Consider the following 22494-nt stretch of genomic DNA (forward strand, 5'->3'; position numbering starts at 1 on the left):
TGCTCCTTGAGCGCGAGGGCCAGATCCGCGCTTGTGGATAAGTCCGGCGGGGATCCAGCAGGGCAGGCAAAGTGTCGAGCATGCGTCGACATGAAGACCTGCCCGATGAACTCGGATCCACGTTCTCTGTCGCGCTCGCGCGCCGATACGGGGTCAGTCACGGGCGGCTGCGAGGATCCGACCTGCGGGCTCCGTTCCCCGGTGTGCGCGTCCAGGGGGAGACGGCCGAGGTCGAAGCGATCACCGACCCGTACGAACGACAGCGTCAGATCCGCGTCGCCCGGGCCGCGGACTACGCCCCGCGGATGCACACAGGGCACTTCTTCAGCCACCAGACGGCAGCCGCGATCTGGGAGGCTCCACTACCGCTCGTCCTGGATGTGCACGGCGACCCCGCGGGAGCCACGGAACTCGGGCTGCATGTCTGCGCACGCGGTCACGTGCCACTCCCGCGGATGACCGGAATCGAGCGACACCGCTCCCGGCTCAGCATGACCGCTGTCTGCGAGCATGACGGATTCCGCGTCGCCACACCCGCGGCGACGTGGGTATCGCTCGGTGCCGAGCTTCGTACTGTCGACCTCGTGGTCGCAGGCGACTACTTTTGCCGCGAGTGGAAGTCAGGCATCGGGCGCCGTGACGTCGGCAAAGCACCTCTCACCACGATTGACGAGATGCGGGAGGTCATGGATGCGGGTCGACGCCGTGGAATCGCCAAACTGCGTGCGGCGCTCGATCTCATCCGTGTGGATTCGTGGTCGGCGCGCGAGTCGCACCTGCGGTGGCTGATCGTGACATCCGGTCTTCCCGAACCGGAGCTCAACAAGGACGCCTTCGATGACAGCGGCCGTTTCCTCGGCTGTGTGGATCTCAGCTTTCCCGCGCAGAAGGTGGCGATCGAGTACCACGGTCTGCAGCACTCGGCGCAGTGGAGCAGGGACGTCGAGCGGGCAGCTGCTCTCCGGGCCGCCGGTTGGACGGTGATCGAGGTGACCGCCGCTCTGCTGAAGGATGAGACCACGCTGCTCCGACGGATCGGCGCGGCATTGGGTGCGTGACCACGAGCGTTTCGAGGAGCGCTGTTGCCCCTAACACCCCCGATTCTGCAACAAACATTGCTCCCTGAACGAGAGGGGTCGCCGGGCGATCCGCCCCGCCTGCCAGGATGGGACGAGTGAGAGCAGGCATCGCAGCATTGACGGACCGCGGGTTCCGCTGGTTCTTCCTGGCCCGGACGATCACGCTGGTCACCGGCTCGATGTCGTCGATCGCGCTGGCGTTCGCGGTGCTCGGGATCGCGAACGACGCGGGGTCGCTCTCGATCGTGCTCACCGCGTTCACCCTCGCCAATATCGTGTTCCTGCTGTTCGGCGGCGTCGTCGCCGATCGCCTGCCGCGCGCGCTCGTCATCCAGACCAGCTACGTCGTCGACATCCTCTCCATCGGCACGACGGCCGCACTGCTCTTCACCCACACGGCGACGGTTCCGCTGCTGGCCCTCCTCGCCGCCGTGAACGGCGCCTCTGCGGCGTTCGTCATGCCCGCGATGCAGGGGCTGATCCCGCAGCTCACCACGCCTGCGCATCTGCAGCAGGCCAACGCCCTGCTCTCGTTCGCGCGCGCGGCGACCACGATCGCCGGACCGGTCGTCGCCGGTGCCGTGGTCGCGTTCGCCGGCCCTGCCTGGGTGATGGTGCTCCAGGCGGTCGGCTGGGCCCTCGCGATCGTCTTCCTCGCCCTGGTGAAGCTTCCCCCGCCGGTCCGCGGCGAGCGCACGAGCCTCTTCCACGACCTGCACGACGGGTGGCGCGAGTTCTGGTCCCGGCCGTGGCTGTGGATCGTGGTGCTGGCGTTCATGGTGCTCAACGCCATCCACGCGGGCGCGTGGGGCGTCGCCGGCCCGTACATCGCGAAGAACGATCCGCTGCTGGGCATCACCGGCTGGGGGTGGGTCGTCGGGGCCGAGGGCGCGGGCGTCATCGTCATGACCCTGGTGCTGCTCTGGCTGCCGCTGCAGCGGCCGCTTCGTCTGGGCATGCTCGGGATGTCACTCCTCGCCGTGCCGTTTTCGCCCTGCTCGGCGTGCACCCGGCCGTGCTTCCGCTCATGATCACGGCATTCATCGCCGGGGCGGGCGTGGAGGTGTTCAGCACCGGCTGGAACGTGACGATGATGGAGCAGATCCCCGGCGAGAAGCTGTCTCGCGTGTCGAGCTACGACATGCTGGGCAGCTTCCTGGCGATGCCGATCGGAACCCTGGCGTTCGGCTGGCTGATCGCGCGGATGGATGTCGGATCGCTCCTGGTGGGAGCCGCCATCGTCTACGCCGTGGTCGCGCTGACTGCGATGGTCGTGCCGAGCATCTGGCGGATGGGACGCGCGCAGGGCGCCGCGGCCTGACCGGAGGGCGCCCCGTCCCGCCCGGCCTCAGTGCGCCCACGCGCTCATTCCGCCGGCGAGGTTGCGCAGCGGGGTGCCCGCCGGCGCGTTCGCGCGCAGCGCGTCGATCGCGCGGGCCGAGCGGATCCCGGCCTGGCAGGTGAGGACGATGTCCCGTCCGTCCACGGCGGCCCCGCCCAGCTCCGCCGCGAGCACGGGCCAGCCGTCGGCCAGGATGCGCTCCAGCGGCACATGCACGGATCCGGGGATCGACGCCGACTCCCGCTCCCGGGAGGTGCGCACATCGACCACGACGAGTCCGTCCGTGCCGGCTCGCAGGCGCGCGGCCACCTCCCCTGCGGAGATGTCGTCCGGGCGACCCACCGACGCCGCCGCGCGACACGCGTCCGCGATCGACTCGAGTCCCGTCACCGGCGGACGGTCCGCATCAACGTCGAAGCGCAGCTCGTCCCAGCGCGCGGTCAGCGCGTCGTACCGGGCGAGCCGGCCCACGAGCGGCTCCCCGATCCCGCAGACGAGCTTGAGTGCCTCCACGGCCATCGCCGATCCGATCACGCCGCAGAGCGCGCCGAACACGCCCCCGGTCGCGCAGTCCAGCGCCTCATCGTCGGGGAGCTCGGGGAAGAGGTCGCGGAGCATGGGCCCGCGGCCGGGCCAGAACACGCTGAGCTGTCCGGCGAAGCGCAGGATGCCGCCCCACACCACGGGGGTGCCGGTGAGCTCGGCGGCGTCGCTGCAGAGGTACCGCGTGGCGAAGTTGTCGCTGCCGTCGAGCACGAGGTCGTGCGCCGCGAAGAGCGCGAGCGCATTGTCCGGACCGAGCCGATCGACCCTCGCCACCACATGCAGGGCGGCGTCGCGGGCCGCTACGGCGTCGCGCGCCGACTCGGCCTTGGGACGGCCGACATCGCCTTCGGTGTGCAGCACCTGACGCTGCAGGTTCGTGCGCTCCACCCGGTCGTCGTCGACCACGGTGATCCGGCCGATGCCGGCCGCGGCGAGGTACTGGATCGCGGGCGCCCCCAGTCCGCCGGCGCCGATCATCAGCACCCGGGCGGCGGCGATACGGCGTTGACCGGCCGCGCCGACGCCCGGCAGGGCGATGTGCCGGGCGAAGCGCGCGGCCCGCGCCGGCGGCAACGCCGGGCCTTGCCCCACGAGCGGAGGCAGCGAGACCGTGCGAACCGCCTCCACCACGACGGACCGCGTCACAGGTCCTCCTCCGACGGGCGGGGCGCGATGAGTCCCTCGCCGCCGGACGAGGCGAGCGCGAGCGGCCGCTTCGGGATCCGCCCCGCCGCGCGCGCCAGCCGCCCCGCCTCGACGGCGGCACGCATCGCCCTCGCCATCGTCGCGGGGTCGTGTGCGCGGGTGACAGCGCTCGCGAGCAGCACCGCGTCCACGCCGAGCTCCATGGCCAGCGCAGCGTCCGAGGCGGTGCCGACACCGGCGTCGAGCACGACCGGCACCGCGGCACGATCCACGATCGTCGCGATGTTGTGCGGGTTCAGTATGCCCAGGCCGCTGCCGATCGGCGATCCGGCCGGCATCACCGCGGCGACGCCGACATCCTCCAGACGGCGGGCGAGCGCGGGGTCGTCGTTCGTGTAGGCGAACACGCGGAAGCCATCGGCGGTGAGCTCCTCCGCGGCGCGGAACAGCTCGACCGGATCCGGCAGCAGGGTCTCCTCGTCGGCGATCACCTCGAGCTTCACCCAGTCGGTCTCGAGCGCGTCGCGGGCCAGCTGCGCGGTCAGCACCGCGTCGCGCGCGGTGTAGCACCCGGCCGTGTTCGGCAGCACGCGCACGCCGAGCCGCTCGAGCAGAGCGAACACGGAGTCGCGCCCGTCCGGGGAGAACCGGCGGATCGCGACGGTGGTGATCTCGGTGCCGGAGGCCAGCAGCGCCTGCTCCAGCAGCGCGAGGCTGGTCGCCCCGCCCGTCCCCATGATGAGGCGGGATGAGAACCGCTCCCCCGCGACGAGGAACGGATCCGCCTCCGCGGAGACGTCGGGATGCCCGGGAGTCGTGTCGATCACGGTCATGACGCTCAGCCGCCCTGCACCGCGGTGACGACCTCGACCTCGTCGCCGTCGGCGAGAGTGCGCAGGGCCCAGCCGCCGCGCGGCACGACGGAGCCGGCGATCGCCGCAGCGACGCCGAGGCGCCCGCCGTCGACCCGGGTTCCGTCGGTGCGGAGTTCGCGCCCGGTGAGCTGCGCCACCAGATCGAGCAGGGACGACCCGGCCGCGACGTCATGGCGGGCGCCGTTCAGCCGGATCGTGGGGGCGGTGGGGGTGTCGGTCATCATCGGCCTTTCTTCAGGGGACAGGGGGCGCCGGGAAGCGGGATCCGGGGTGCGAAGCGAGGGAACGCGCGGGGCAGCGAGCGGCGTGCGACCCGGCAGACCGAGCGTTCAGGCGACGCTGAGAGCCGGGGCGCCGGTGGCGCGCGCAGCGCCGGTGCCAGTACCGGTGGCGGTGCCTTCAGCGGTGGCGTCGCCGGTGCCGTCGAAGCGGAACGGGTCCATCGCGGCCGAGACGGCGGGGGCGACGCCCCGCCCCTCGATGAGGTCCGCGCCGAGCTCGGCGGCGAGCGGCGTCAGCAGCACACCGTGCCGGTCGAACCCGGTGGCGACCACCAGTCCTGGCGCGACGCGGCCGAGCAGCGGCACGGCGTCGGGGCTGCCGGGGCGAGCACGGGCGAGCACCTCGGCGATCTCGCATTCCGCGACGCCGGGCAGGATCCGCTCCGCGTCGCGCAGCAGGGCGAGGACGCCTCCGGCCTGCACGCCCTCCACGCCGCCCTCGCGCACGGTGGCGCCGAGCACGAGCTCTCCGTCCTCCCGCGGCACGAGGTACACGGCGGAGCCGCGCACCAGTCCGCGGACGGTGTGCGTGAGCAGCGGCCGGATCCCATCCGGCACGCGCAGGCGCAGGATGTCGCCCCACACCGGGCGCAGCGGCAGCGGCGGCACTCCGTCGATGCGCGTCGCGCCCAGACCCGCGGCCACGAGCACCTCGTCCGCGTCCGCGCGTTCGCCGGAGACCGTCCGAACCCCGGTCGCACGTTCGGATCCCGCCTCCCGTTCGACGGCGGCCACCGCCTCCAGACGCACCCGGGATCCGAGCTCGGCGAGCAGCGCGGCGGCGACCCGGCGCGGGTCGACCTGATGATCGTCGGGGACGAGCAGCCCGCCGGAGACGGCGGGAGCGAGCGCTGGTTCGAGCTCCCTGGCCTGCGAACCCGTGATCCGCCGCACCGCGGCGCCTCGCCGTGCGGCGAGCTCGGCGAGGGTCTCCCGATCGGCGGCGTCGACTCCGAGCGCCAGGGTGGCGGTGCGGCGGTGGCCCGTGCGGAGGCCCGTGCGCCCCTCGAGGGCGGCGATGAAGGCGGGGTAGCGCCCCGCCGCGTCCGCCAGCAGCGGATGCAGGACGTCCTGCCCCCAGGCGAACTCCGTGGTCGGTGCGAGCATGCCGGCGGCGGCGCGGCTCGCCCCCGCAACCGGGTCGGGATCGAACACGGTCACCTCGTGCCCGCGCCGAAGCAGTTCGGAGGCGCTGGCGAGACCGATGATCCCGGCGCCGACGACGATGATGCGCATGACTGTGCCCTTTCCTACGACGGTATGACCCGTATCAGGTTCGGCGGTCGGCACGTGGCCCTCTCAGCCCCTCTGGGCTCCCGCGGACCCCTCCACCCTAGAGGGTCGCGCCGACAGCGGTGCACCGATGACGGCTCCGTGGCCGCGCGACTGGCGCATTCATAGGCCTGCGCGGCAGGATGAGGGCATGACCTTCCCCGCCCTCGCGCCCCTCGCCGACCGCGCGGCGCTCTTCGCCGCCCTCCGCCAGGACCAGCTGGTCACCGCGACTGCCGCCCTGGGCGAGCACCGCTGGGACGTCGACCTCGCGGCGGGCACCCTCACCTTCACCTCCGAGACCGATCCGAGCCGCCAGCTCGTCGCGCGCGCATCGCTCGTCGCCACGATCGCCCCGGGGCCCCGTTCGCTGATGTGGGCCTGGGCGCACCCGCAGGGGGGATCCGATCCGTCCGTCGCCGGCCTCCGCGACTACGGCACGACGTACTCGATCGACGCGCTGTCGAACGCGGAGCTGCCCTTCCCTGCCGAGGCCGACGCGGACCTGGACGAGTGGATCGCGGGCGCCGCGCATCAGGTCGGCGCGATCGCCGAGGAGATCACCGGACGCTCGCCGTACTACTCCGCCCCGGTCGGCAGCGGCACGCGGGCCGTGTTCCTGCTGGATGCGCCGCTCGTTCCGCTCACGGTCGCCGATGCCGTCGTCGCCCTGCCTCGGATCCTGTCCGAACTGACGCTCTCCGACGCGCGCTCCTCCGTGTGGGATCTGGCACGGCTCGCCGGCTGGAGCATGCAGTGGGCCGACGAGGCCTACTCCGCAGCGGTCGTCAGCGACGCGAGCGGCAGCGCCACGTTCCGCTTCGACGAGTACGCGCGCATCGCCGGCATCGAGTCGCAGCTCGGGCAGGTCCCTCAGGCCTGATCCGGCCGATCCGAAGCGACCGCCGATGCGCTCGGTTCCGCGCGCCGCGGTCGCTCTGGCCCTCGCCGTCTCCGCGCTGCTGCTGTCCGCGGGTCCCGCCTGGGGGCATGTCACCACGGTCGCCTATGCCGATCTGACCTCGGCAGGCACGAACGATGTGCGCGTCGAGTTCGACCTCCAGTACGAACTGCTGAGCGCCTCCGCCGCCAAGACGCAGAACGACCCCGCGCTCTTCGCCGACGCCATCGAGCACCCCCAGTCGGGCGGCGAGAACCGGGTGCTCGCCGGCCACGCCGCGGCGATCCTCGCCTACACCACGAAACGATTCACCGTCACGGTCGAGGGCGGCTCGGCCTGTGCGCCGCACCCCGACGGCGCCGCGGTCTTCCACGCGAGGGACGCGACCGACTACGCGCGCTTCGCGGTCCGATACGCGTGCAGTGCCGGGCACGGCGGGGCCTTCGTCGTGCGGAGCGCCCTTTTCCCCGACTCCGAAGGCATGGTCACCGACTCCAAGACGATCGTGACATACGCGGTCGACGGCCGCAGCGGCAGCGCGGCCCTCGACGCCGCGCATCCGCAGTTCTCCACGGCGCAGCCCTGGACCGCGCGTTTCGCCGAGTTCTTCCTGCTCGGCGCCGAGCACCTGCTGACCGGGATCGACCACATCCTGTTCCTCCTCGCGCTCATCATCAGCTCGCGGCGTCTGCGGGACGTGGTCGAGCTCGCGACCTGCTTCACGGTCGCGCACTCGATCACCTTCCTGCTCGCGGCCCTGGGCCTCGTGCACATCGGCGCGAACGTGGTCGAGCCCGCGATCGCGCTGTCGATCGCGGCCGTCGCGGGCTGGCACCTCTGGGAGGAGCGGCTCCGTCGAGCCGCGCGGCGTCGCGGAAGGCCGGCGCCGCCACCGTCCCGACGAGCCGCTCTCCTGCGCCTCGGGATCGTGTTCGGCTTCGGCCTCATCCACGGGCTCGGCTTCGCGACCGCGCTGAAGATCGAGGAGCCGTGGTCCTGGACGCTGCTCTGGTCGCTGCTCGTCTTCAATCTGGGGATCGAGGCGGTGCAGCTCTCGATCATCCTGGTGGTCTTCCCGCCCCTTCTGCTGCTCCGCCGTCGGATGCCCCGCACCGCGACCGTCCTGGGCGTGGTCGTCACCGCCGTGGTCCTCCTGTTCGGACTGCTCTGGTTCGCGATGCGGATCCTGGGTCTGCCCGGCACGCCCTGAGTCCCCGGCGGCCGCAGGGAACGCCTGCGTGGTCGCCCGCACCCCTCTCAGCGGCCGAGCCGCTGGCGTGCCGTGTTCCGACCTGCGCCCACGGGTTCATGCGCCGTGGCCGCGGCGAGGCCGAACAGCGGCATGTCGGCGTAGATCGCCTCCATCTCCCCCGCGGGCACCTGGTAGGTCTCGTGCCAGACGCCGACGCTGCCGGATCCGAGCAGGGTCCGCATGAAGTCGCGCCACGGCTGCAGGTGCGGCGCGTCCCGATCCGCCGCGAAGCGTTGCAGATGCTCCGGGCTCTCCCAGTACGAGAGCAGGATCGTCGTACGACCCAGCCAGCTCTCGCAGCCGAGCATGCCCGCCTCCGGGTGCTGCGCGAGATGGCGCAGCATCTTCGGCATCTGCCGCGCCACGCGCTGCACACGACCCAGCTGCCACCACTTGTTCGCCCGCATCCCGATGACGAACACCGTGATGTCGCTGCGGTCCACGGCCGCCGTGTACCGGCCGGGAAAGACCTTCGCACTCATCGCCATTCCTTCCGAACGTCGTTATAGAACACTGTTACAGAACGACGTTACGATAGAGTCGGCCTCATGGCAAGACCCATCACGCACGATGCGAACCTGCGTTCCCGGCTCATCGAGGTCGCCTCGACGATGATCGACCGGGATGGCCCTGAGCGCTTCTCCGTGCGCGAGGTGGCACTCGGCGCCGACACCTCGACATCCGCCGTCTACTCGCTGTTCGGCAGCAAGGCGGATCTCATCTCCGCCGTGGTCGCCGACTCGTTCGCGTCCTTCGCGCGCGCTCAGCGCGAGGCGGAACCAGGGGGGCTGCGCGCTCTCGGCGAGGCGTATCGTGCATGGGCGCTGCAGCACCCCGACCGCTACCGTCTCATGTTCAGCGGCGCGATCGCCGGGGCGCCCCACGGCGCTACCGGAGGCCACGGTGATCCGGAGTCCGATCCGGAGCTGGACGCCCTCCTCCCCCTCGCCCGCACTCTCACCGGCGCGGACCGGGTCGATGAGGGCGTCGACCTGCGCAGCACGCTGTCCGTGTGGGCGCAGGTGCATGGCGCGGTGAGCCTCGAGCTCGCCGGGGTCGCCCCGCCCTGGATCGATGCCGAAGCGGTCTACGAGACGGTCCTCGACGCGATCGCCGCAGTGCATCCCGGGCGCTGAGCGTGCTGGCGCTCTGCACGCGGTCGGGCTCACCGCGGGCACTCCGCGGCTGGGTAGCATGAGCCGCATGAGCGCCCTGGATCTGATCCCCGCCGGCCGCACGTTCACCGTCGAGGACATCGTCGTCTACGCGGATCCGCAGCGCCGTTCCCTCGACCAGGCGCTCCAGGACGCCGATGTGCTCGTCAGCTGCCCGCATGCCGGGGCCGCCATCCCCGAGGAGCTCGCCGAATTCCTCTCCCCCGCGCTCACGCGGCGGCTGCAGTACGACTTCACCGACGTCGCGACGGCGGCGATCGTGCGACGCTGGGCAGCGCAGGATCCTCGGGTCGTCGCCGTGATCAACCCGCATCCCCGGCTCGTGCGCGACCCCAACCGGGCCAGGCCTGCGGACGTCGCCGCCGATCTGACGACGGCGATCGAACGCGTGCGCACCGCCGGGCCCTGGCAGAAGGTGGATCTCACCGGGGTGGACGCGATCCGCCCCGTCACGTTCTCGTTCTTCCCGATCATCGAGGTGCCCGGCACCGACGCCGGTCTGCACCGCCTCGTCGACACGTTCGTCGAGGTCGCCGAACGCGGCCTCGGTGTGTACGAACGCACCAGGGATGAACTCACCGAGCGGATCATCGCCGAGCGCCTGCGCACCGGGGGCTCGTTCACCCGTCTGTCCTTCCACGACACCATGAACACCACCACGACGAGGGACGGAGCCGTCGACGTCCCTCGCGCCGAGAAGGACCGGCTGCCACGCATCGTGGCGCTCTCGAACCGGGGCGACGCCCGCGGCGAGGAACGGGACCCGGCCGATCCCCCGACCATGGATCCCGCACGTCTGCGGGCTCTCGCCGAGGCCCATCGTGCCGGCTTCGACGTCGCCGATCCCGGCGACGTCGCGTTGAATCAGCCCTACCTCGGCAGCCAGGAGATCCTCGCCGCCGGTGCGCGGTTCAGGGCGGTCGCGGACGAGGCGGCCGCATCCGGCGCGCAGTTCGACGCCGTGCAGGCCGAGTTCCTCCGCGAGTTCCTCCTCGGCGACGCGGCGACCGCCGAGCTGCACCGGCCCGGCACCGACTGGATCACCGAGGATCCCGCTCAGGTCGACCGCATCGCCGCAGCATGCCGGCGCTCCTGGGATCTCTACCGCGCCCGCTGATCGACGTGCGCTCCACCGGCACGGCTCACCCGCCCCAGAGCACGCCGAACAGGGCGCCGAACGCGATGGTCGTGACGGCCAGGATCAGCGTGGGTGCGAAGAAGGAATGGTCCACGAGCTTCGTGCCGAGCTTGGTCGTGCCCGAGGTGTCGAAGTTCGCCGCGGCGATCTGCGATCCGTTCGTCGGCAGCAGGTAGATCCCCGCGAACGCGCCCGCCCACATGCCCGAGAGCAGCCCGAGCGGGATCCCCGCAGCGAGGCCGATCGGCACGATCGTGCGGGTGGCCGTGGACTGGCTGGTGGTGAGCACGCAGACCAGGAAGACGCCGAGCGCGAAGATCCACGGGGCCGCGGTGACGAGTCCGCCGACGCCCTCGGAGATGAGCTTCGCGTGCGCGCCGAGGAAGGTGTCCGTGAGCCAGGCGAGGCCGAACAGCGCGATCGCCGAGACCATGCCGGCCTTGAACACGGACATCGTCGGGATCTCTCCGACCTTGGGCCGCGAGACGAGCAGGATCACCGTTCCTGCGACGAACATCACGATCTCGATGATCGGGGTCATGCTCACCGGGTCTCCGGCGGCGTCGAGCGGCCGGAGCGCCTTGAAGAGCCCGAACAGCACGATCACGGCGACGCCGAGCAGGAAGATGATCGCCGCATTGCGTCCCGCGGCGGTCACGGTCACGTCCGCCTTGACCTCGGCAGCCCCGGTCCGCGGAGGCGCCAGCTCGCCGCGGGCGATCCTCGCCTGCACCTCCGGGTCGTCGGCGAGCTCCTTGCCGAGCCTGTTCACCACGAAGCTCGACACCACGATGCCGACGACGGCGGCCGGGATCGTCACCTTGAGGATGTCGATGAGCTCGAAGTTCCAGGGCGCCACGTCGGTGAGGGTCACCATCGCGGCCATCGCGGCCGAGACCGGGCTGCACGCGAGCGCGACACCGGTCGCGACGACGGACAGCGACAGCGGACGGGACGGCCTGATGCCGTTGCGGTACGAGAGGTCCTGGATCACGGGCAGCAGCGGGTACAGGATGTTCGACGTCCCCGCGCCGACCGAGAACAGGAACGAGATCAGCGGTGCGACGAGCGTGATCTGCTTCGGGTTGCGCGCGATGAGCTTCGCCGCGACCGACACCATCCAGTCGATGCCGCCGGCGGACTGCATCATCGAGGAGGCGAGCACCACCGAGAGCACGATGAGGAGCGCGTCGACGGGCGGCGAGCCGGGAACGACCCGGAACACGAACACCAGGATCGCGACCCCCGCGCCTCCCCACAGGCCCAGGCCCACGCCGCTGGAGCGCGTGCCCATCACGATGCAGCCCAGCACGACGATCAGTTCGGCGATGAACAGGGCGATCTGCATGTGCGTCTCCTCGAAGGTCGCGGACGCGGCCAGCATATTGGTCGCCGCCGCGCCACGCACCCTCGCCCGCGACCCGGCGCGGCGCCCCTACCCGCCTGCCGTGTCCCGTGACAGTCTGGATGCATGAGGAATCTGATCGTGCGGTTCGCGTCGCTCTACGTCTTCAACGTGGTCGTGCTGCTGGTGATCGGCTGGCTCACGCCGGCGCGGGTCGGCCTGCACGCGCTGTGGGCCTCGGTGATCCTGACCCTGGCGACGCTGTTCCTCAAGCCGCTGCTGAAGAGGGCCGCATCGTCGATGTCCGCCGGCGGCACCAAGTTCGTGCAGTACCTCGCCGTGTTCGTGGTCGAGTTCCTCATCTGGGCGCTCACGGTCTGGCTGAGCGGCGTGCGCGCGGGGAACCTCTGGGGCTGGATCCTCCCGCCGGTGATCCTGCTCATCGGCTGGGTGATCTACGACCAGGTCGACGACGCACTCACCCGCAAGGCCGGCGAGCTCTACGACGCAGCAGGAGCGAAGATCTCCGGATCCCGGGCCGGATCCGCGCGCGACACGCCTGCGGCCGGGTCCGTCGCGTCGTCTCAGGCGACCGCCGCCGGGCGCGAGGAGCTCAAGGACGGTCTCACGCCCGAGCAGCGTCGCATGCTCGACGAGCTCGGCTGAGCCCGCCCGCTGCCCGCAGACGGAACGGGCGGATCCGATCGGTGTCGGATCCGCCCGTCGTTGGTCGGTGCGTGTGCGTCGCCGCGCTCAGGCGGCGGCGCGCTCCGCGGCCTCGACCACGTTCGTCATGAGCAGGGCGACCGTCATCGGGCCGACGCCCCCGGGGTTCGGCGAGATCCACCCGGCGACCTCGGCGACCGCCGGATCCACGTCGCCGTAGACCTTGCTCTTGCCGGTCTCCGGGTCGTCCTCGCGCGTCACGCCCACGTCCAGCACCGCGGCGCCGGGCTTGACGACATCCGCGGTGATGAGGTGCTTGACCCCGGCACCGGCGACGATCACGTCGGCCTCGCGCAGGTACGGCGACATGTCGGGCGTCCCCGTGTGCACCTGCGTGACGGTGGCGTTGATGTCGCGCCGCGTGAGCAGCAGGCCCATCGGGCGACCGATCGTGACTCCGCGACCCACCACGACCACGTGCTTGCCCTTGAGGTCGTAGTCGTTGCGCAGCAGCAGCTCGATCACTCCGCGCGGCGTGCACGGCAGCGGCGTGCGGATCGGTGCGTTCACGTTGAGTACGAGCCGGCCGAGGTTCGTCGGGTGCAGTCCGTCGGCATCCTTGGCCGGGTCGATCCGCTCGAGGATCGCGTCGGTGTCGAGGTGCTTCGGCAGGGGCAGCTGCACGATGTAGCCGTGGCAGGCCGGATCCGCGTTGAGCTCATCGATCACGGCCTCGACCTCGGCCTGCGTGGCGTCGGCCGGCAGCTCGCGCTGGATCGAGTTCATCCCGATCGCCTCGGACTGCCGGTGCTTCATGCCGACGTACAGCTGCGACGCCGGGTCGGCTCCGACCAGCACCGTGGCGATGCCGGGCACGATGCCCTTCTCCCTCAGCGCGGCGACGCGCTCGGCGAGCTCCGCCTTGATCTCGGCCGCGGCCGCCTTGCCGTCGAGGATCCGAGCCGTCACTGCACGAGGTCCGGGTAGAGCGGGAACGCGGCTGCGAGCGCGTCCACGCGGGCGCGCAGCGCCTCCACGTCGGCGCCGGGCTGCAGCGCGAGGGCGATGACATCCGCCACCTCGGTGAACTCGGCGTCGCCGAAGCCGCGGGTCGCGAGCGCGGGCGTGCCGATACGCAGACCCGAGGTGACCATGGGCGGACGCGGGTCGTTCGGGACGGCGTTGCGGTTCACCGTGATGTGGATGTCGTGCAGCAGGTCTTCGGCCTGCTTGCCGTCGATCTCGGCGTCACGCAGGTCGACGAGCACGAGGTGCACGTCGGTGCCACCGGAGCGGACCGCGATGCCCGCATCGGTGACGTCCTGCTGCGAGAGACGGTCGGCGATGAGAGCGGCGCCGCGCAGCACGCGCTCCTGGCGCTCCTTGAACTCCGGGGTGCCGGCGATCTTGAACGCGGTCGCCTTGGCGGCGATCACGTGCATGAGCGGGCCGCCCTGCTGGCCCGGGAAGACCGCGGAGTTGATCTTCTTCGCGATCTCCGCGTCGTTCGTCAGGATGAAGCCGGAGCGGGGGCCGCCGATGGTCTTGTGCACGGTCGAGGAGACGACGTGCGCGTGCGGCACCGGGTTCGGGTGCAGGCCCGCGGCGACGAGTCCGGCGAAGTGGGCCATGTCGACCCAGAGCAGCGCGCCCACCTCGTCGGCGATCTCGCGGAAGGCGGCGAAGTCGAGGGTGCGCGGGTAGGCGGACCAGCCGGCGATGATGACCTTCGGCTTGTGCTCGATGGCGAGGCGGCGCACCTCGTCCATGTCGATGGTCGAGGTCTCCGGGTTCACACCGTAGGCGACGATGTCGTAGAGCCGCCCGGAGAAGTTGATCTTCATGCCGTGCGTGAGGTGGCCGCCCTGGTCGAGCGACAGACCGAGCAGGGTGTCGCCGGGGCGCGCGATGGCGTGCAGCACCGCGGCGTTCGCGGTGGCGCCGGAGTGCGGCTGGACATTGGCGAACTCGGCGCCGAACAGCTCCTTCGCGCGGGCGATCGCGAGCTCCTCGGCGACGTCGACCTCCTCGCAGCCGCCGTAGTAGCGGCGGCCGGGGTAGCCCTCGGCGTACTTGTTGGTCAGGACGGATCCCTGCGACTGCAGGACCGAGACCGGGACGAAGTTCTCCGAGGCGATCATCTCGAGGAAGGTCTGCTGGCGCTTGAGCTCCCGGTCGAGGACCTGGGCGATCTCGGGGTCGACCTCGGAGAGAGGCGCGTTGAAGAAACGGTCGGTCATGGCGTGCTCCTTTGACATAGCGAAGAGAAGGGTGCTCATCGGCCCAGGCGCGCGGTCGAATCCATGACGGTCGCTCCCCGGTGGTGACCCACCCAGACGCCAGTCGCGACAGGACGAGCCTACCGGATCGCGATGAGGATCCGGAGGGCGGTGACGACCGACCGTCCGCGCGGTGCGCCGCGCAGCACGGTAGTTTTTGTTCATGGTCCTGCATGATGCACCGTCGCTCATCCCCTTCCCCTCCTCCGTGCAGCTCGGCGAGGGTTCCGTCCCGCTCGGATCCGCGCACCTCGCCGGAGACCCTGACGCGATCGCCCTGCTGCGCCCGGAGCTCGAGGGCGTGCTCGGCTCGGATGCGCTGACCAACGCGGGGACGACGGAGATCGTGCTCGAGATCGACCCCGCGCTCGGGTCCGCCGAGGGCTACACGCTCACCGCCGGCGCCGACCGGATCCGGGTCACGGGGCATGACGCCGCCGGCCTCTTCTACGGCACCCGCACCCTGCTGCAGCTGCTGCGCCGCGGCGAGCGCGGCTGGTCCGTGCCGGAGGTCCGCATCGAGGACGCTCCGCGCTTCCGCTACCGCGGCGTCATGCTCGACGTCGCGCGGCATTTCTTCGGCGTCGCCGACGTCGAGCGCTGGATCGACCGCGCCGTCGCGCTCAAGTACAACCACCTGCATCTGCACCTCACGGACGACCAGGGCTGGCGCATCCACATCGACGCCTGGCCGCAGCTCACCGGCGCCGGATCCGGCGGCGACGCGACCGGCGGCCCCGGGGGTTTCTACACGAAGGACGACATCCGCGAGATCGTCTCGTACGCCGCCGCACGGCACATGACGATCGTTCCCGAGATCGACCTGCCGGGGCACACCCACGCGGTCGGGCTCGGCTATCCCGACCTCGTCGAGGAGCCCGCGATCACGGAGGCGAACATCGCGGAGGCTGCCGCACTGGGCCAGCCGCTGCCGGCGCACGGCGTGCACTACGCCGCGTGGGGCGTGGGGCACTCGTCGGTGAAGATCCACGAGGAGCGCACCTACGACCTCATCCGCGATGTGCTCGCCGAGGTCGCCGAGCTGATGCCGGGCCCGTACCTGCACATCGGGGGCGACGAGTGCCTCGGCACGTCCGCCGCCGACTTCGCGCTCTTCTTCGAGCGCGCGGGACGCCTCGCCGCGGCGACCGGGAAGACCCCCGTCGCCTGGCACGAGGCGGGTGCCGTCGACGGCCTCGTCCCGGGCATGATCGGGCAGTACTGGGGATCCGTCGTGCCAGAGGACGGCCACGCGGCGCACGCCCGTCGCTTCGTTGAGCGCGGCGGCGCCCTCATCCTCTCGCCCTCCGATCGCGCCTACCTCGACATGAAGCCTCGCGCCGACCATCCGCGGGGGCTCGCGTGGGCGGGGATCGTGCCGCTGCGGGACGCGTACGACTGGGACCCCGCCGCAGTGCTCGACGAGGTCCCCGCCGCGTCCATCCTCGGCATCGAGGCGCCGCTGTGGACCGAGTCCGTCACCACGCTCGCCGAGGCCGATGGGCTGGCGTTCCCGCGCATCGCCGCGCACGCGGAGATCGGCTGGTCGGCGCAGAATGGATCCGAGCGCACCTGGGAGTCGTTCCGCGGGAGGGTCGCGCAGCTCGTCCCCGCGTGGGAGGCTTCCGGCATCGCGGTCGACCGCGCCGCGCTGGACGATGAGAACACCCCGGAGCCCGCCGTGGGCCCCGGCACCGCCCCGAGCATCGAGGAGACCGCATGACCGCCCGCACCGAGAGCTCCGCGCAGGGGTCCCTCGTCATCCACTCCGCCCGCATCGTCTCGGGCGGGTCCGTCGTCGAGGACGGCTGGGTGCGGTTCGAGCACGGAACGGTCGCTGCGCGCGGCACCGGATCCGACTGGGCGTCGGCGGACATCGTCGTGGACGCGGGCGAGGCGGCCGGCCGCGGCGCGATCCTCACGCCCGGCTTCGTCGACATCCACGGTCACGGCGGAGCGAGCGCGGCCTTCGACGACGGCGCCGACGCGATCCGCACCGCCCGGGCGATGCACCGCACGCACGGCACCACGCGTGCGGTCGTCTCGCTGATCACGGCGACGCTCGACGAGCTCTCCGAACGTGTCGGCATGGTCTCCGACCTGATGCAGACCGAGCACGACCTGCTCGGCTCGCACCTGGAGGGCCCGTTCCTCGATCCCGGCCACATGGGAGCCCACGATCCAGGACTGCTGCGCGCTCCCGCCGCCGCCGATGTGCAGCGGCTGCTCGATGCCGGCCGCGGCACGGTGCGCCAGGTCACCCTCGCCCCCGAGCTCGAGGGCGGGCTGGAGGCGATCCGTCTCGTCGTCGCGGCAGGCGCCGCCGCTGCTGTCGGCCACACCGACGCGGACGACGACACGATGCGCGCCGCATTCGACGCCGGCGCGACGATCCTCACCCATGCGTTCAACGCCATGCGCCCCGTGCACCACCGCGATCCCGGGCCGGTGCTCACCGCCGCGCACGACGAGCGCGTGACGCTGGAGGCGATCGCGGACAACATCCACCTGCACCCGCACATCATCAAGCTCGTGTTCGACGAGGCGCCGGGACGGGTCGCGCTCGTCACCGATGCAATGGCGGCGGCCGGATCCGCGGACGGCGACTACATGCTCGGCTCGCTGCACGTCACCGTCCTCGACGGCGTCGCGAGGGTGGACAGCGGCTCGATCGCCGGCTCCACGCTCACGCAGGACGTGGCGCTGCGCCGTGCCGTCGAGGCGGGCGTCCCCCTCGCGGACGCCGTGCTCGCACTGACCCGCACGCCCGCGCGCGCGATCGGGGTCGCGGGCGAACTGGGCGAGCTCGAGCCCGGGCTGTTGGCGGACGCGGTGCTGCTGACCGCCGGACTCGACGTCACGACCGTGTGGACCGGTGCGGCATTGCGGCGCTGAACGCCGGGGCCGTCGATCAGGGCGGGGCCGCCGCTCCCCAGCGGCGGTCCCCCTCCCGTGATCTCCCCAGATCCTCTGGTACCCGATCAGAGGGCTCCCCTTGTCAGAGCGGGTCGGCCCGGAACTCCTCCCCCGAGGTGCCGGGCCGACCCCGCCGACGGATCCCCATCCGCCGGAGCCTGTGCTCGCCGCCCCCCGGTGGCCCACGCAGACTGTCTCTGACAGGAGAGATGGGGACGAAGCGGATCCATTACGCGACTTCGCAAGATCTCTTCAGAAAAGTTCTGAGACGCTGTCTCACGTGCATCGGGACCGAGTCCGATGCGTTCGACCTCTGATGACGGCCGGCGATTTCGTTCGCACCCTGGCGTGTTCGCGCCTCAGGGTGAACAATGGAGATTCCGCGTGATGAGAACCAGGGGTCTGCGTCTCTTCTGATGAGAACGCTTCCGACCTGAGAACCGAGAGATGACCGACCACACCCTTTCACCGAACGATGCCGCGCCCGCGTCGGGGCGGAGCGACGCCGACCTCGTGCTGCGCAGCCGCTCGGGCGATGCTGACGCGTTCGCCGAACTGTGGCGCCGGCACTACGCGTCGGGCATCACCGTGGCGCGGTCCGTCACCAGCACCTTCGACGCCGACGACCTCGTGCAGGAGGCCTTCGCCAAGATCTACCAGGCCATCCAGAAGGGCGGCGGGCCGACCGGCTCCTTCCGCGCCTATCTGTTCACGAGCATCCGCAACACCGCGGCCGGCTGGGGCCGTGCTCGGCGCGAGGCCCCGATCGACGAGCTCGACACCGTCGCCGATCCCTCCTCGACCGAGCAGGCCGCGAACGACGCCCTCGACCACAGCCTGTCCGCGAAGGCCTTCCGCAGCCTGCCGTCGCGCTGGCAGGAGGTGCTCTGGTACTCCGAGATCGAGCAGATGAAGCCGGCCGAGATCGCGCCGCTGCTCGGCATGACCGCGGGAGCGACCGCGCAGCTCGCCTTCCGGGCACGCGAGGGCCTGCGTGAGGCCTGGATCCAGGCGCACCTGAGCACCGCCGAGCCCGGATCGGTCTGCGAGTGGACCATCGAGCGCCTGGGCGCCTATTCGCGCGGCAACCTCGGCGCGCGCGACCGCGCCAAGCTGGAGAACCATCTCGGCGAGTGCGCACGCTGCCTGATCGTCGCGGCCGAGGCCAAGGAGGTCTCGCACCGTCTCGCGTTCGTGCTGCTTCCGCTGGTGCTCGGCATCGGCGGCTCCGGCGCCTATCTCGCGATGCTGCAGAGCGGATCCGCTCCGGTCGTCGCCCTCGCGGCGATGCCGTCGAGCGTCGTGCAGGGCGCCGTCGTCGCCGGATCCGCCGGCGCCGGTGCGGCGGGAGCCGCTGCCCACGTCGCCGGATCGGCTGCGGCCGGCTCAGGAGGCACCACAGGTTCCACGGGTGGCGCGGTCGCCGGCTTCGGCGCCCTGGTCGGCGCGGGGTCGGCGGCACTGGTGATCGCCGGCGCGATCGTCGCCGCGGCCGTGGTGCCCGGGCTCACCGCGAACCCCGCCTCCACCTCGGCCCCCTCCGCCTCGGATCAGGGCGACTCCAGCATCGTGGCCCAGATGTCGCCGCCGGCCAGCGGTCCGCTCACGCAGCCCGCCCCAGCGGATCCGGCGCCCGACCCCGCCCCGCGGCCGGAGAAGCCGAAGCCGATCGTGAGCGTCCCGGTCGAGGTCCCGAAGAACGTGCCCGCGAGCGACCCCGCACCCGTCCCGGTGGAGCCGACCACTCCCGTCGAGCCGGGCAAACCCGGTACGGACCCGGGCACAGACCCCGGAACGGATCCCGGTACAGACCCCGGCACCGACCCGGGTACAGACCCGGGTACAGACCCAGGTACAGACCCCGGCACGGACCCCGGAACCGATCCCGGTACCGGTCCCGCCTTCTCGTGGGGCACGGCGACCTTCGTGATCGACGACAACCTCCACACCCACGTCCTGATCCCGCTCACGGGCACGCCCGGTACGATCATCCAGGTCTGGATCAAGGGACGGCCCGCGCGCGGCGCTCAGGTCGTGCTGGACGCCGCCGGCGCCGGCACGGCGGACATCCGCCCGACTGCCGCCGAGATCCTCTTCAACGCCACCGTGAAGCTGCGCTCCGTGATCGACGGCTCGCCGGGAGCCTGGCGGACGACGACCCTGGCCGCGCTGGCCGTGACGGGCGCGACGTCCGACCAGGCGGGCACTCCGGCGGACCCGGGGACGACGCCCGCCCCGCCCGCGACGCCCCCGGTCGAGACGCCGGGGACCGGCGCCCAGCCCGCGTCGACCCCGACCGTTCCCGTGCCCGCCCCGGCACCTGTCGAGCCGGCACCGGCACCGGCACCGGCACCGGCACCGGCACCGGCCGAGACTGTCGTGCCCGCTCCGGACCAGACCGCGCCCGCACCGACCGCTCCGGAATCGGTCGCCCCGACGACCGCACCGGCGACCGTTGTCGACCCGCCGGCGCCCGCGGTCGCCCCCGCGCCCGGCGCGTAGAATTGTCGGCATGTCCGCCGACACCCCTACCCAGACCCCTGGAGCGGCCGCATCGCTCCCCCTGCAGCAGGGTGTGCTCCCCCGCGCCACCGCGCTCGACATCGTGCGCGTGATCGTCCTGGTCGCCGCGCTCGCGTCTCTCGTACTGTGGGGCCTCGCCGTGTGGACCCTGCCGTGGAACCTCGTCGCAGCGATCGGCGCACCGGTGATCACGCTGCTGCTGTGGGCGCTGTTCCTCTCCCCGCGCCCGGTGCTGGTCGTCCACCCGTTCGTGCGGGCCGCGGTCGAACTCCTCCTCTATGCCGCCGTGACCGTCGCCTGGTGGACGATGGGACAGGCCTGGATCGGGCTCGGCTTCGCCGTCGTCGCGATCGCCACGGGGCTCATGGCCGGCCGCCGCGCGCTGTCCTGAGGCCGCCGGTGCACGTCACCGTCCTGGATCGGCTCCGCACCGCGCTGGGCGACCGCGTCGACACCACGGACGCCGCTCTCGACGCCGCCCGCGCCGACCGCTCCGGGCATGCCTCACCGACCGCACCCCTCGCGGTGGTGCACGCCGAATCGACCTCCGATGTGCAGGCGACGCTTCGCATCGCACAGGAGACCCGCACGCCCGTCGTGGTGCGCGGCGCAGGCACCGGCCTGGCGGGCGCCGCGATCGCCGGCGCCGGGGAGATCGTCCTGTCCACGCTGCGCATGCGCCGCGTGCTCGAGATCCGTCCCGACAACCTCCTCGCCGTGGTGGAACCGGGGATCCTCAACGCCGAGCTCGACGCGCTCCTGGCCGAGCACGGACTGTGGTGGCCGCCCGACCCCGCCAGCCGCGACATCTCCACGATCGGCGGCAACATCGCCACCGGCGCGGGCGGCCTGCTGTGCGCCAAGTACGGCGTGGTGCGCGACGCCGTGCTCGCGATCGACCTCGTGCTCGCGGACGGCCGTCTGCTGCACCTGGGGCACCGCAGCGTGAAGGGCGTGACGGGCCTCGACCTCACCTCGCTCGTGATCGGATCCGAAGGGCGGCTCGGCGTGATCGTCGGCGCCACCCTGAAACTGCGCCGCATCGTGCCCGGCAGCCCGTGCACGATCGTCGCGACCTTTCCGGCCGTCCGCGACGCCGCCCGCGGATCCGCAGCCGTCACGGCCTCGGGAGCGGAGCCCGCGATCATGGAGCTCATGGATGCGCGCTGCCTCGCCGCCGTGCATGCGCTGCTCGAGCTGGATCCGCCGGCCGACGGGGTGGCGCAGCTGACGATCCAGACCGACGGACGCTCCGCCGCGGTCGAGGCGGAGCAGATCGCCACGGTGCTGCGCGCATCCGGGGGGACCGTGACGGTGACCGACGACCCCGCGCAGGGCGAGGAGCTGCTGCGGATCCGTCGTTCGATGCACGCCGCGATGGCCGCCCTGGGCACCACCCTCATCGAGGACGTCTCCGTGCCGCGCAGCGCACTGCCCGCGATGTTCGACGAGATCGCGCGCATCGAGCAGGAGTACGCGATCGAGATCCCCACGGTCGCTCACGCCGGCGACGGCAACCTGCATCCCAACTTCATCGTGCAGAGCCCGGAGATCCCCGAGCGGATCTGGCAGGCTGCGGACGACCTGTTCCGTGCCGCCATGCGTCTGGGCGGCACGCTCACCGGCGAGCACGGCATCGGGATCCTCAAGAGCCGCTGGCTCGCCGAGGAGCTCGGCGAGGACCAGTGGGAGCTGCAGCGCGACATCGTGCGCGCGTTCGATCCGGCAGGCATCCTGGCGCCCGGCCGGGTCTTCGCACCTCGCCCCGCCGGAGCGGGCGCCGCGGCGCCGGACGATGAGATGCCGGACCGAACGGAGGAGTCCCATGCCTGACATCCATGTCTCGGCCGCGATCATCACCGACACGGCAGGGCGCGTACTGGTGGTGCGCAAGCAGGGCACCGAACGGTTCATGCAGCCCGGCGGCAAGCCGGAGGCCGGTGAGACCGCGGCGCAGACCCTCGCTCGCGAACTGCACGAGGAGCTCGGGCTCCTCGTCGATGAGGACGCGCTGCGCCCGCTCGGCGTGTTCGTCTCGGCCGCTGCGAACGAGCCCGGTCACCGCGTGGTCGCGACCGCGTTCGCCACATCCGCCGAGCCCGGCGACGTGCAGGTGCAGGCCGAGCTCGCCGAGCTCCGCTGGATCACCCCGGCCGATGCGGAGTCGCTTCCGCTGGCGCCGCTCAGCGAGGAGCACCTGCTCCCCCTGGCCTGGCCGGGGCTTCTCCCCGATCGCTGAGCGTCGACGTGCCGGATCCG

22 protein-coding genes and 2 riboswitches are annotated in these 22494 nt (G+C 71.8%); of the genes, 14 read left to right on the top strand and 8 right to left on the bottom strand.

The window, feature by feature from the left end; translation table 11 throughout:
* Positions 1-80 precede the first annotated feature (80 nt).
* From LXM50_RS18155 to LXM50_RS18165, 3 genes are all read left to right on the top strand, one after another.
* A complete protein-coding gene (locus LXM50_RS18155) occupies positions 81-1058 on the top strand; it encodes a DUF559 domain-containing protein (protein WP_233312886.1) in 978 nt (325 codons plus the stop codon).
* 116 nt (positions 1059-1174) lie between these two features.
* On the top strand, positions 1175-2110 hold the full coding sequence (locus LXM50_RS18160) for an MFS transporter (protein ID WP_233312887.1): 936 nt from the start codon (positions 1175-1177) through the stop codon (positions 2108-2110).
* Positions 2107-2400, top strand: coding sequence for a hypothetical protein (locus tag LXM50_RS18165; protein ID WP_233312888.1), 294 nt, complete (start codon positions 2107-2109; stop codon positions 2398-2400). The genes LXM50_RS18160 and LXM50_RS18165 overlap by 4 nt, the downstream gene beginning before the upstream one ends.
* 27 nt (positions 2401-2427) lie before the next feature.
* On the opposite strand, the gene LXM50_RS18170 is transcribed toward LXM50_RS18165, so the two are convergent.
* The 4 genes from LXM50_RS18170 to thiO all read right to left on the bottom strand — a co-directional run bounded on the left by LXM50_RS18170 (position 2428) and on the right by thiO (position 6004).
* On the bottom strand, positions 2428-3612 hold the full coding sequence (locus LXM50_RS18170) for a ThiF family adenylyltransferase (protein ID WP_233312889.1): 1185 nt from the start codon (positions 3610-3612) through the stop codon (positions 2428-2430).
* Positions 3609-4445 (bottom strand): thiazole synthase, encoded by an 837-nt coding sequence (locus LXM50_RS18175; RefSeq protein ID WP_267921073.1) that lies wholly within the window; start codon positions 4443-4445, stop codon positions 3609-3611. The genes LXM50_RS18170 and LXM50_RS18175 overlap by 4 nt, the downstream gene beginning before the upstream one ends.
* 5 nt (positions 4446-4450) lie before the next feature.
* Entirely contained in the window at positions 4451-4708 is a 258-nt protein-coding gene (gene thiS, locus LXM50_RS18180; RefSeq protein ID WP_233312890.1) for a sulfur carrier protein ThiS, read from the bottom strand.
* A 108-nt stretch (positions 4709-4816) separates the two neighbouring features.
* Positions 4817-6004 carry a glycine oxidase ThiO gene (thiO, locus tag LXM50_RS18185; protein ID WP_233312891.1) on the bottom strand — a complete coding sequence of 396 codons (1188 nt, stop codon included), beginning with the start codon at positions 6002-6004 and terminating at the stop codon, positions 4817-4819.
* A riboswitch (TPP riboswitch) is annotated at positions 5999-6098 on the bottom strand. It overlaps the preceding gene by 6 nt.
* Positions 6099-6191: 93 nt before the next feature.
* Here thiO and LXM50_RS18190 point away from each other — a divergent pair.
* Positions 6192-6923: a DUF6882 domain-containing protein gene (locus LXM50_RS18190; RefSeq protein WP_233312892.1), complete on the top strand. Its 732-nt coding sequence runs from the start codon at positions 6192-6194 to the stop codon at positions 6921-6923.
* A gap of 25 nt (positions 6924-6948) precedes the next feature.
* Positions 6949-8151: a HupE/UreJ family protein gene (locus LXM50_RS18195; protein ID WP_233312893.1), complete on the top strand. Its 1203-nt coding sequence runs from the start codon at positions 6949-6951 to the stop codon at positions 8149-8151.
* A gap of 47 nt (positions 8152-8198) precedes the next feature.
* On the opposite strand, the gene LXM50_RS18200 is transcribed toward LXM50_RS18195, so the two are convergent.
* A complete protein-coding gene (locus LXM50_RS18200) occupies positions 8199-8675 on the bottom strand; it encodes a DUF4188 domain-containing protein (protein WP_233312894.1) in 477 nt (158 codons plus the stop codon).
* Positions 8676-8741: 66 nt separating this feature from the next.
* Here LXM50_RS18200 and LXM50_RS18205 point away from each other — a divergent pair, with 66 nt between their 5' ends.
* Together LXM50_RS18205 and LXM50_RS18210 are read left to right on the top strand one after the other, a co-directional pair.
* Positions 8742-9329, top strand: coding sequence for a TetR/AcrR family transcriptional regulator (locus LXM50_RS18205; RefSeq protein ID WP_233312895.1), 588 nt, complete (start codon positions 8742-8744; stop codon positions 9327-9329).
* A gap of 67 nt (positions 9330-9396) precedes the next feature.
* Complete coding sequence (locus LXM50_RS18210; RefSeq protein WP_233312896.1) at positions 9397-10485, top strand: N-formylglutamate amidohydrolase; 1089 nt, start codon at positions 9397-9399, stop codon at positions 10483-10485.
* 25 nt (positions 10486-10510) lie between these two features.
* On the opposite strand, the gene LXM50_RS18215 is transcribed toward LXM50_RS18210, so the two are convergent.
* Positions 10511-11854 (bottom strand): anaerobic C4-dicarboxylate transporter, encoded by a 1344-nt coding sequence (locus tag LXM50_RS18215; RefSeq protein ID WP_233312897.1) that lies wholly within the window; start codon positions 11852-11854, stop codon positions 10511-10513.
* Between the two features lie 123 nt (positions 11855-11977).
* Here LXM50_RS18215 and LXM50_RS18220 point away from each other — a divergent pair, with 123 nt between their 5' ends.
* Positions 11978-12517 (top strand): hypothetical protein, encoded by a 540-nt coding sequence (locus tag LXM50_RS18220; protein ID WP_233312898.1) that lies wholly within the window; start codon positions 11978-11980, stop codon positions 12515-12517.
* Positions 12518-12604: 87 nt separating this feature from the next.
* Here the strand turns inward: LXM50_RS18220 and LXM50_RS18225 are convergent, their stop codons facing one another.
* Both LXM50_RS18225 and glyA read right to left on the bottom strand, forming a co-directional pair.
* Positions 12605-13486: a bifunctional methylenetetrahydrofolate dehydrogenase/methenyltetrahydrofolate cyclohydrolase gene (locus LXM50_RS18225; RefSeq protein ID WP_233312899.1), complete on the bottom strand. Its 882-nt coding sequence runs from the start codon at positions 13484-13486 to the stop codon at positions 12605-12607.
* On the bottom strand, positions 13483-14757 hold the full coding sequence (gene glyA, locus LXM50_RS18230; RefSeq protein WP_233312900.1) for a serine hydroxymethyltransferase: 1275 nt from the start codon (positions 14755-14757) through the stop codon (positions 13483-13485). Before glyA ends, LXM50_RS18225 begins: the two co-directional genes overlap by 4 nt.
* 34 nt (positions 14758-14791) lie before the next feature.
* A riboswitch (ZMP/ZTP riboswitch) is annotated at positions 14792-14874 on the bottom strand.
* Positions 14875-14959: 85 nt separating this feature from the next.
* Here glyA and LXM50_RS18235 point away from each other — a divergent pair.
* The 6 genes from LXM50_RS18235 to LXM50_RS18260 all read left to right on the top strand — a co-directional run bounded on the left by LXM50_RS18235 (position 14960) and on the right by LXM50_RS18260 (position 22474).
* Positions 14960-16519 (top strand): beta-N-acetylhexosaminidase, encoded by a 1560-nt coding sequence (locus LXM50_RS18235; protein WP_233312901.1) that lies wholly within the window; start codon positions 14960-14962, stop codon positions 16517-16519.
* A complete protein-coding gene (gene nagA, locus LXM50_RS18240) occupies positions 16516-17691 on the top strand; it encodes an N-acetylglucosamine-6-phosphate deacetylase (RefSeq protein WP_233312902.1) in 1176 nt (391 codons plus the stop codon). The genes LXM50_RS18235 and nagA overlap by 4 nt, the downstream gene beginning before the upstream one ends.
* A 468-nt stretch (positions 17692-18159) precedes the next feature.
* On the top strand, positions 18160-20214 hold the full coding sequence (locus LXM50_RS18645) for a sigma-70 family RNA polymerase sigma factor (RefSeq protein WP_267921074.1): 2055 nt from the start codon (positions 18160-18162) through the stop codon (positions 20212-20214).
* A 10-nt stretch (positions 20215-20224) separates the two neighbouring features.
* On the top strand, positions 20225-20626 hold the full coding sequence (locus LXM50_RS18250; protein ID WP_233312903.1) for a YrdB family protein: 402 nt from the start codon (positions 20225-20227) through the stop codon (positions 20624-20626).
* 8 nt (positions 20627-20634) lie between these two features.
* Positions 20635-22068 carry an FAD-binding oxidoreductase gene (locus LXM50_RS18255; protein WP_233312904.1) on the top strand — a complete coding sequence of 478 codons (1434 nt, stop codon included), beginning with the start codon at positions 20635-20637 and terminating at the stop codon, positions 22066-22068.
* A complete protein-coding gene (locus LXM50_RS18260; RefSeq protein ID WP_233312905.1) occupies positions 22061-22474 on the top strand; it encodes an NUDIX domain-containing protein in 414 nt (137 codons plus the stop codon). The genes LXM50_RS18255 and LXM50_RS18260 overlap by 8 nt, the downstream gene beginning before the upstream one ends.
* The last annotated feature ends 20 nt before the right edge of the window (positions 22475-22494 follow it).

The organism is Microbacterium sp. Au-Mic1, from assembly GCF_021341785.1.
GTDB lineage: Bacteria > Actinomycetota > Actinomycetes > Actinomycetales > Microbacteriaceae > Microbacterium.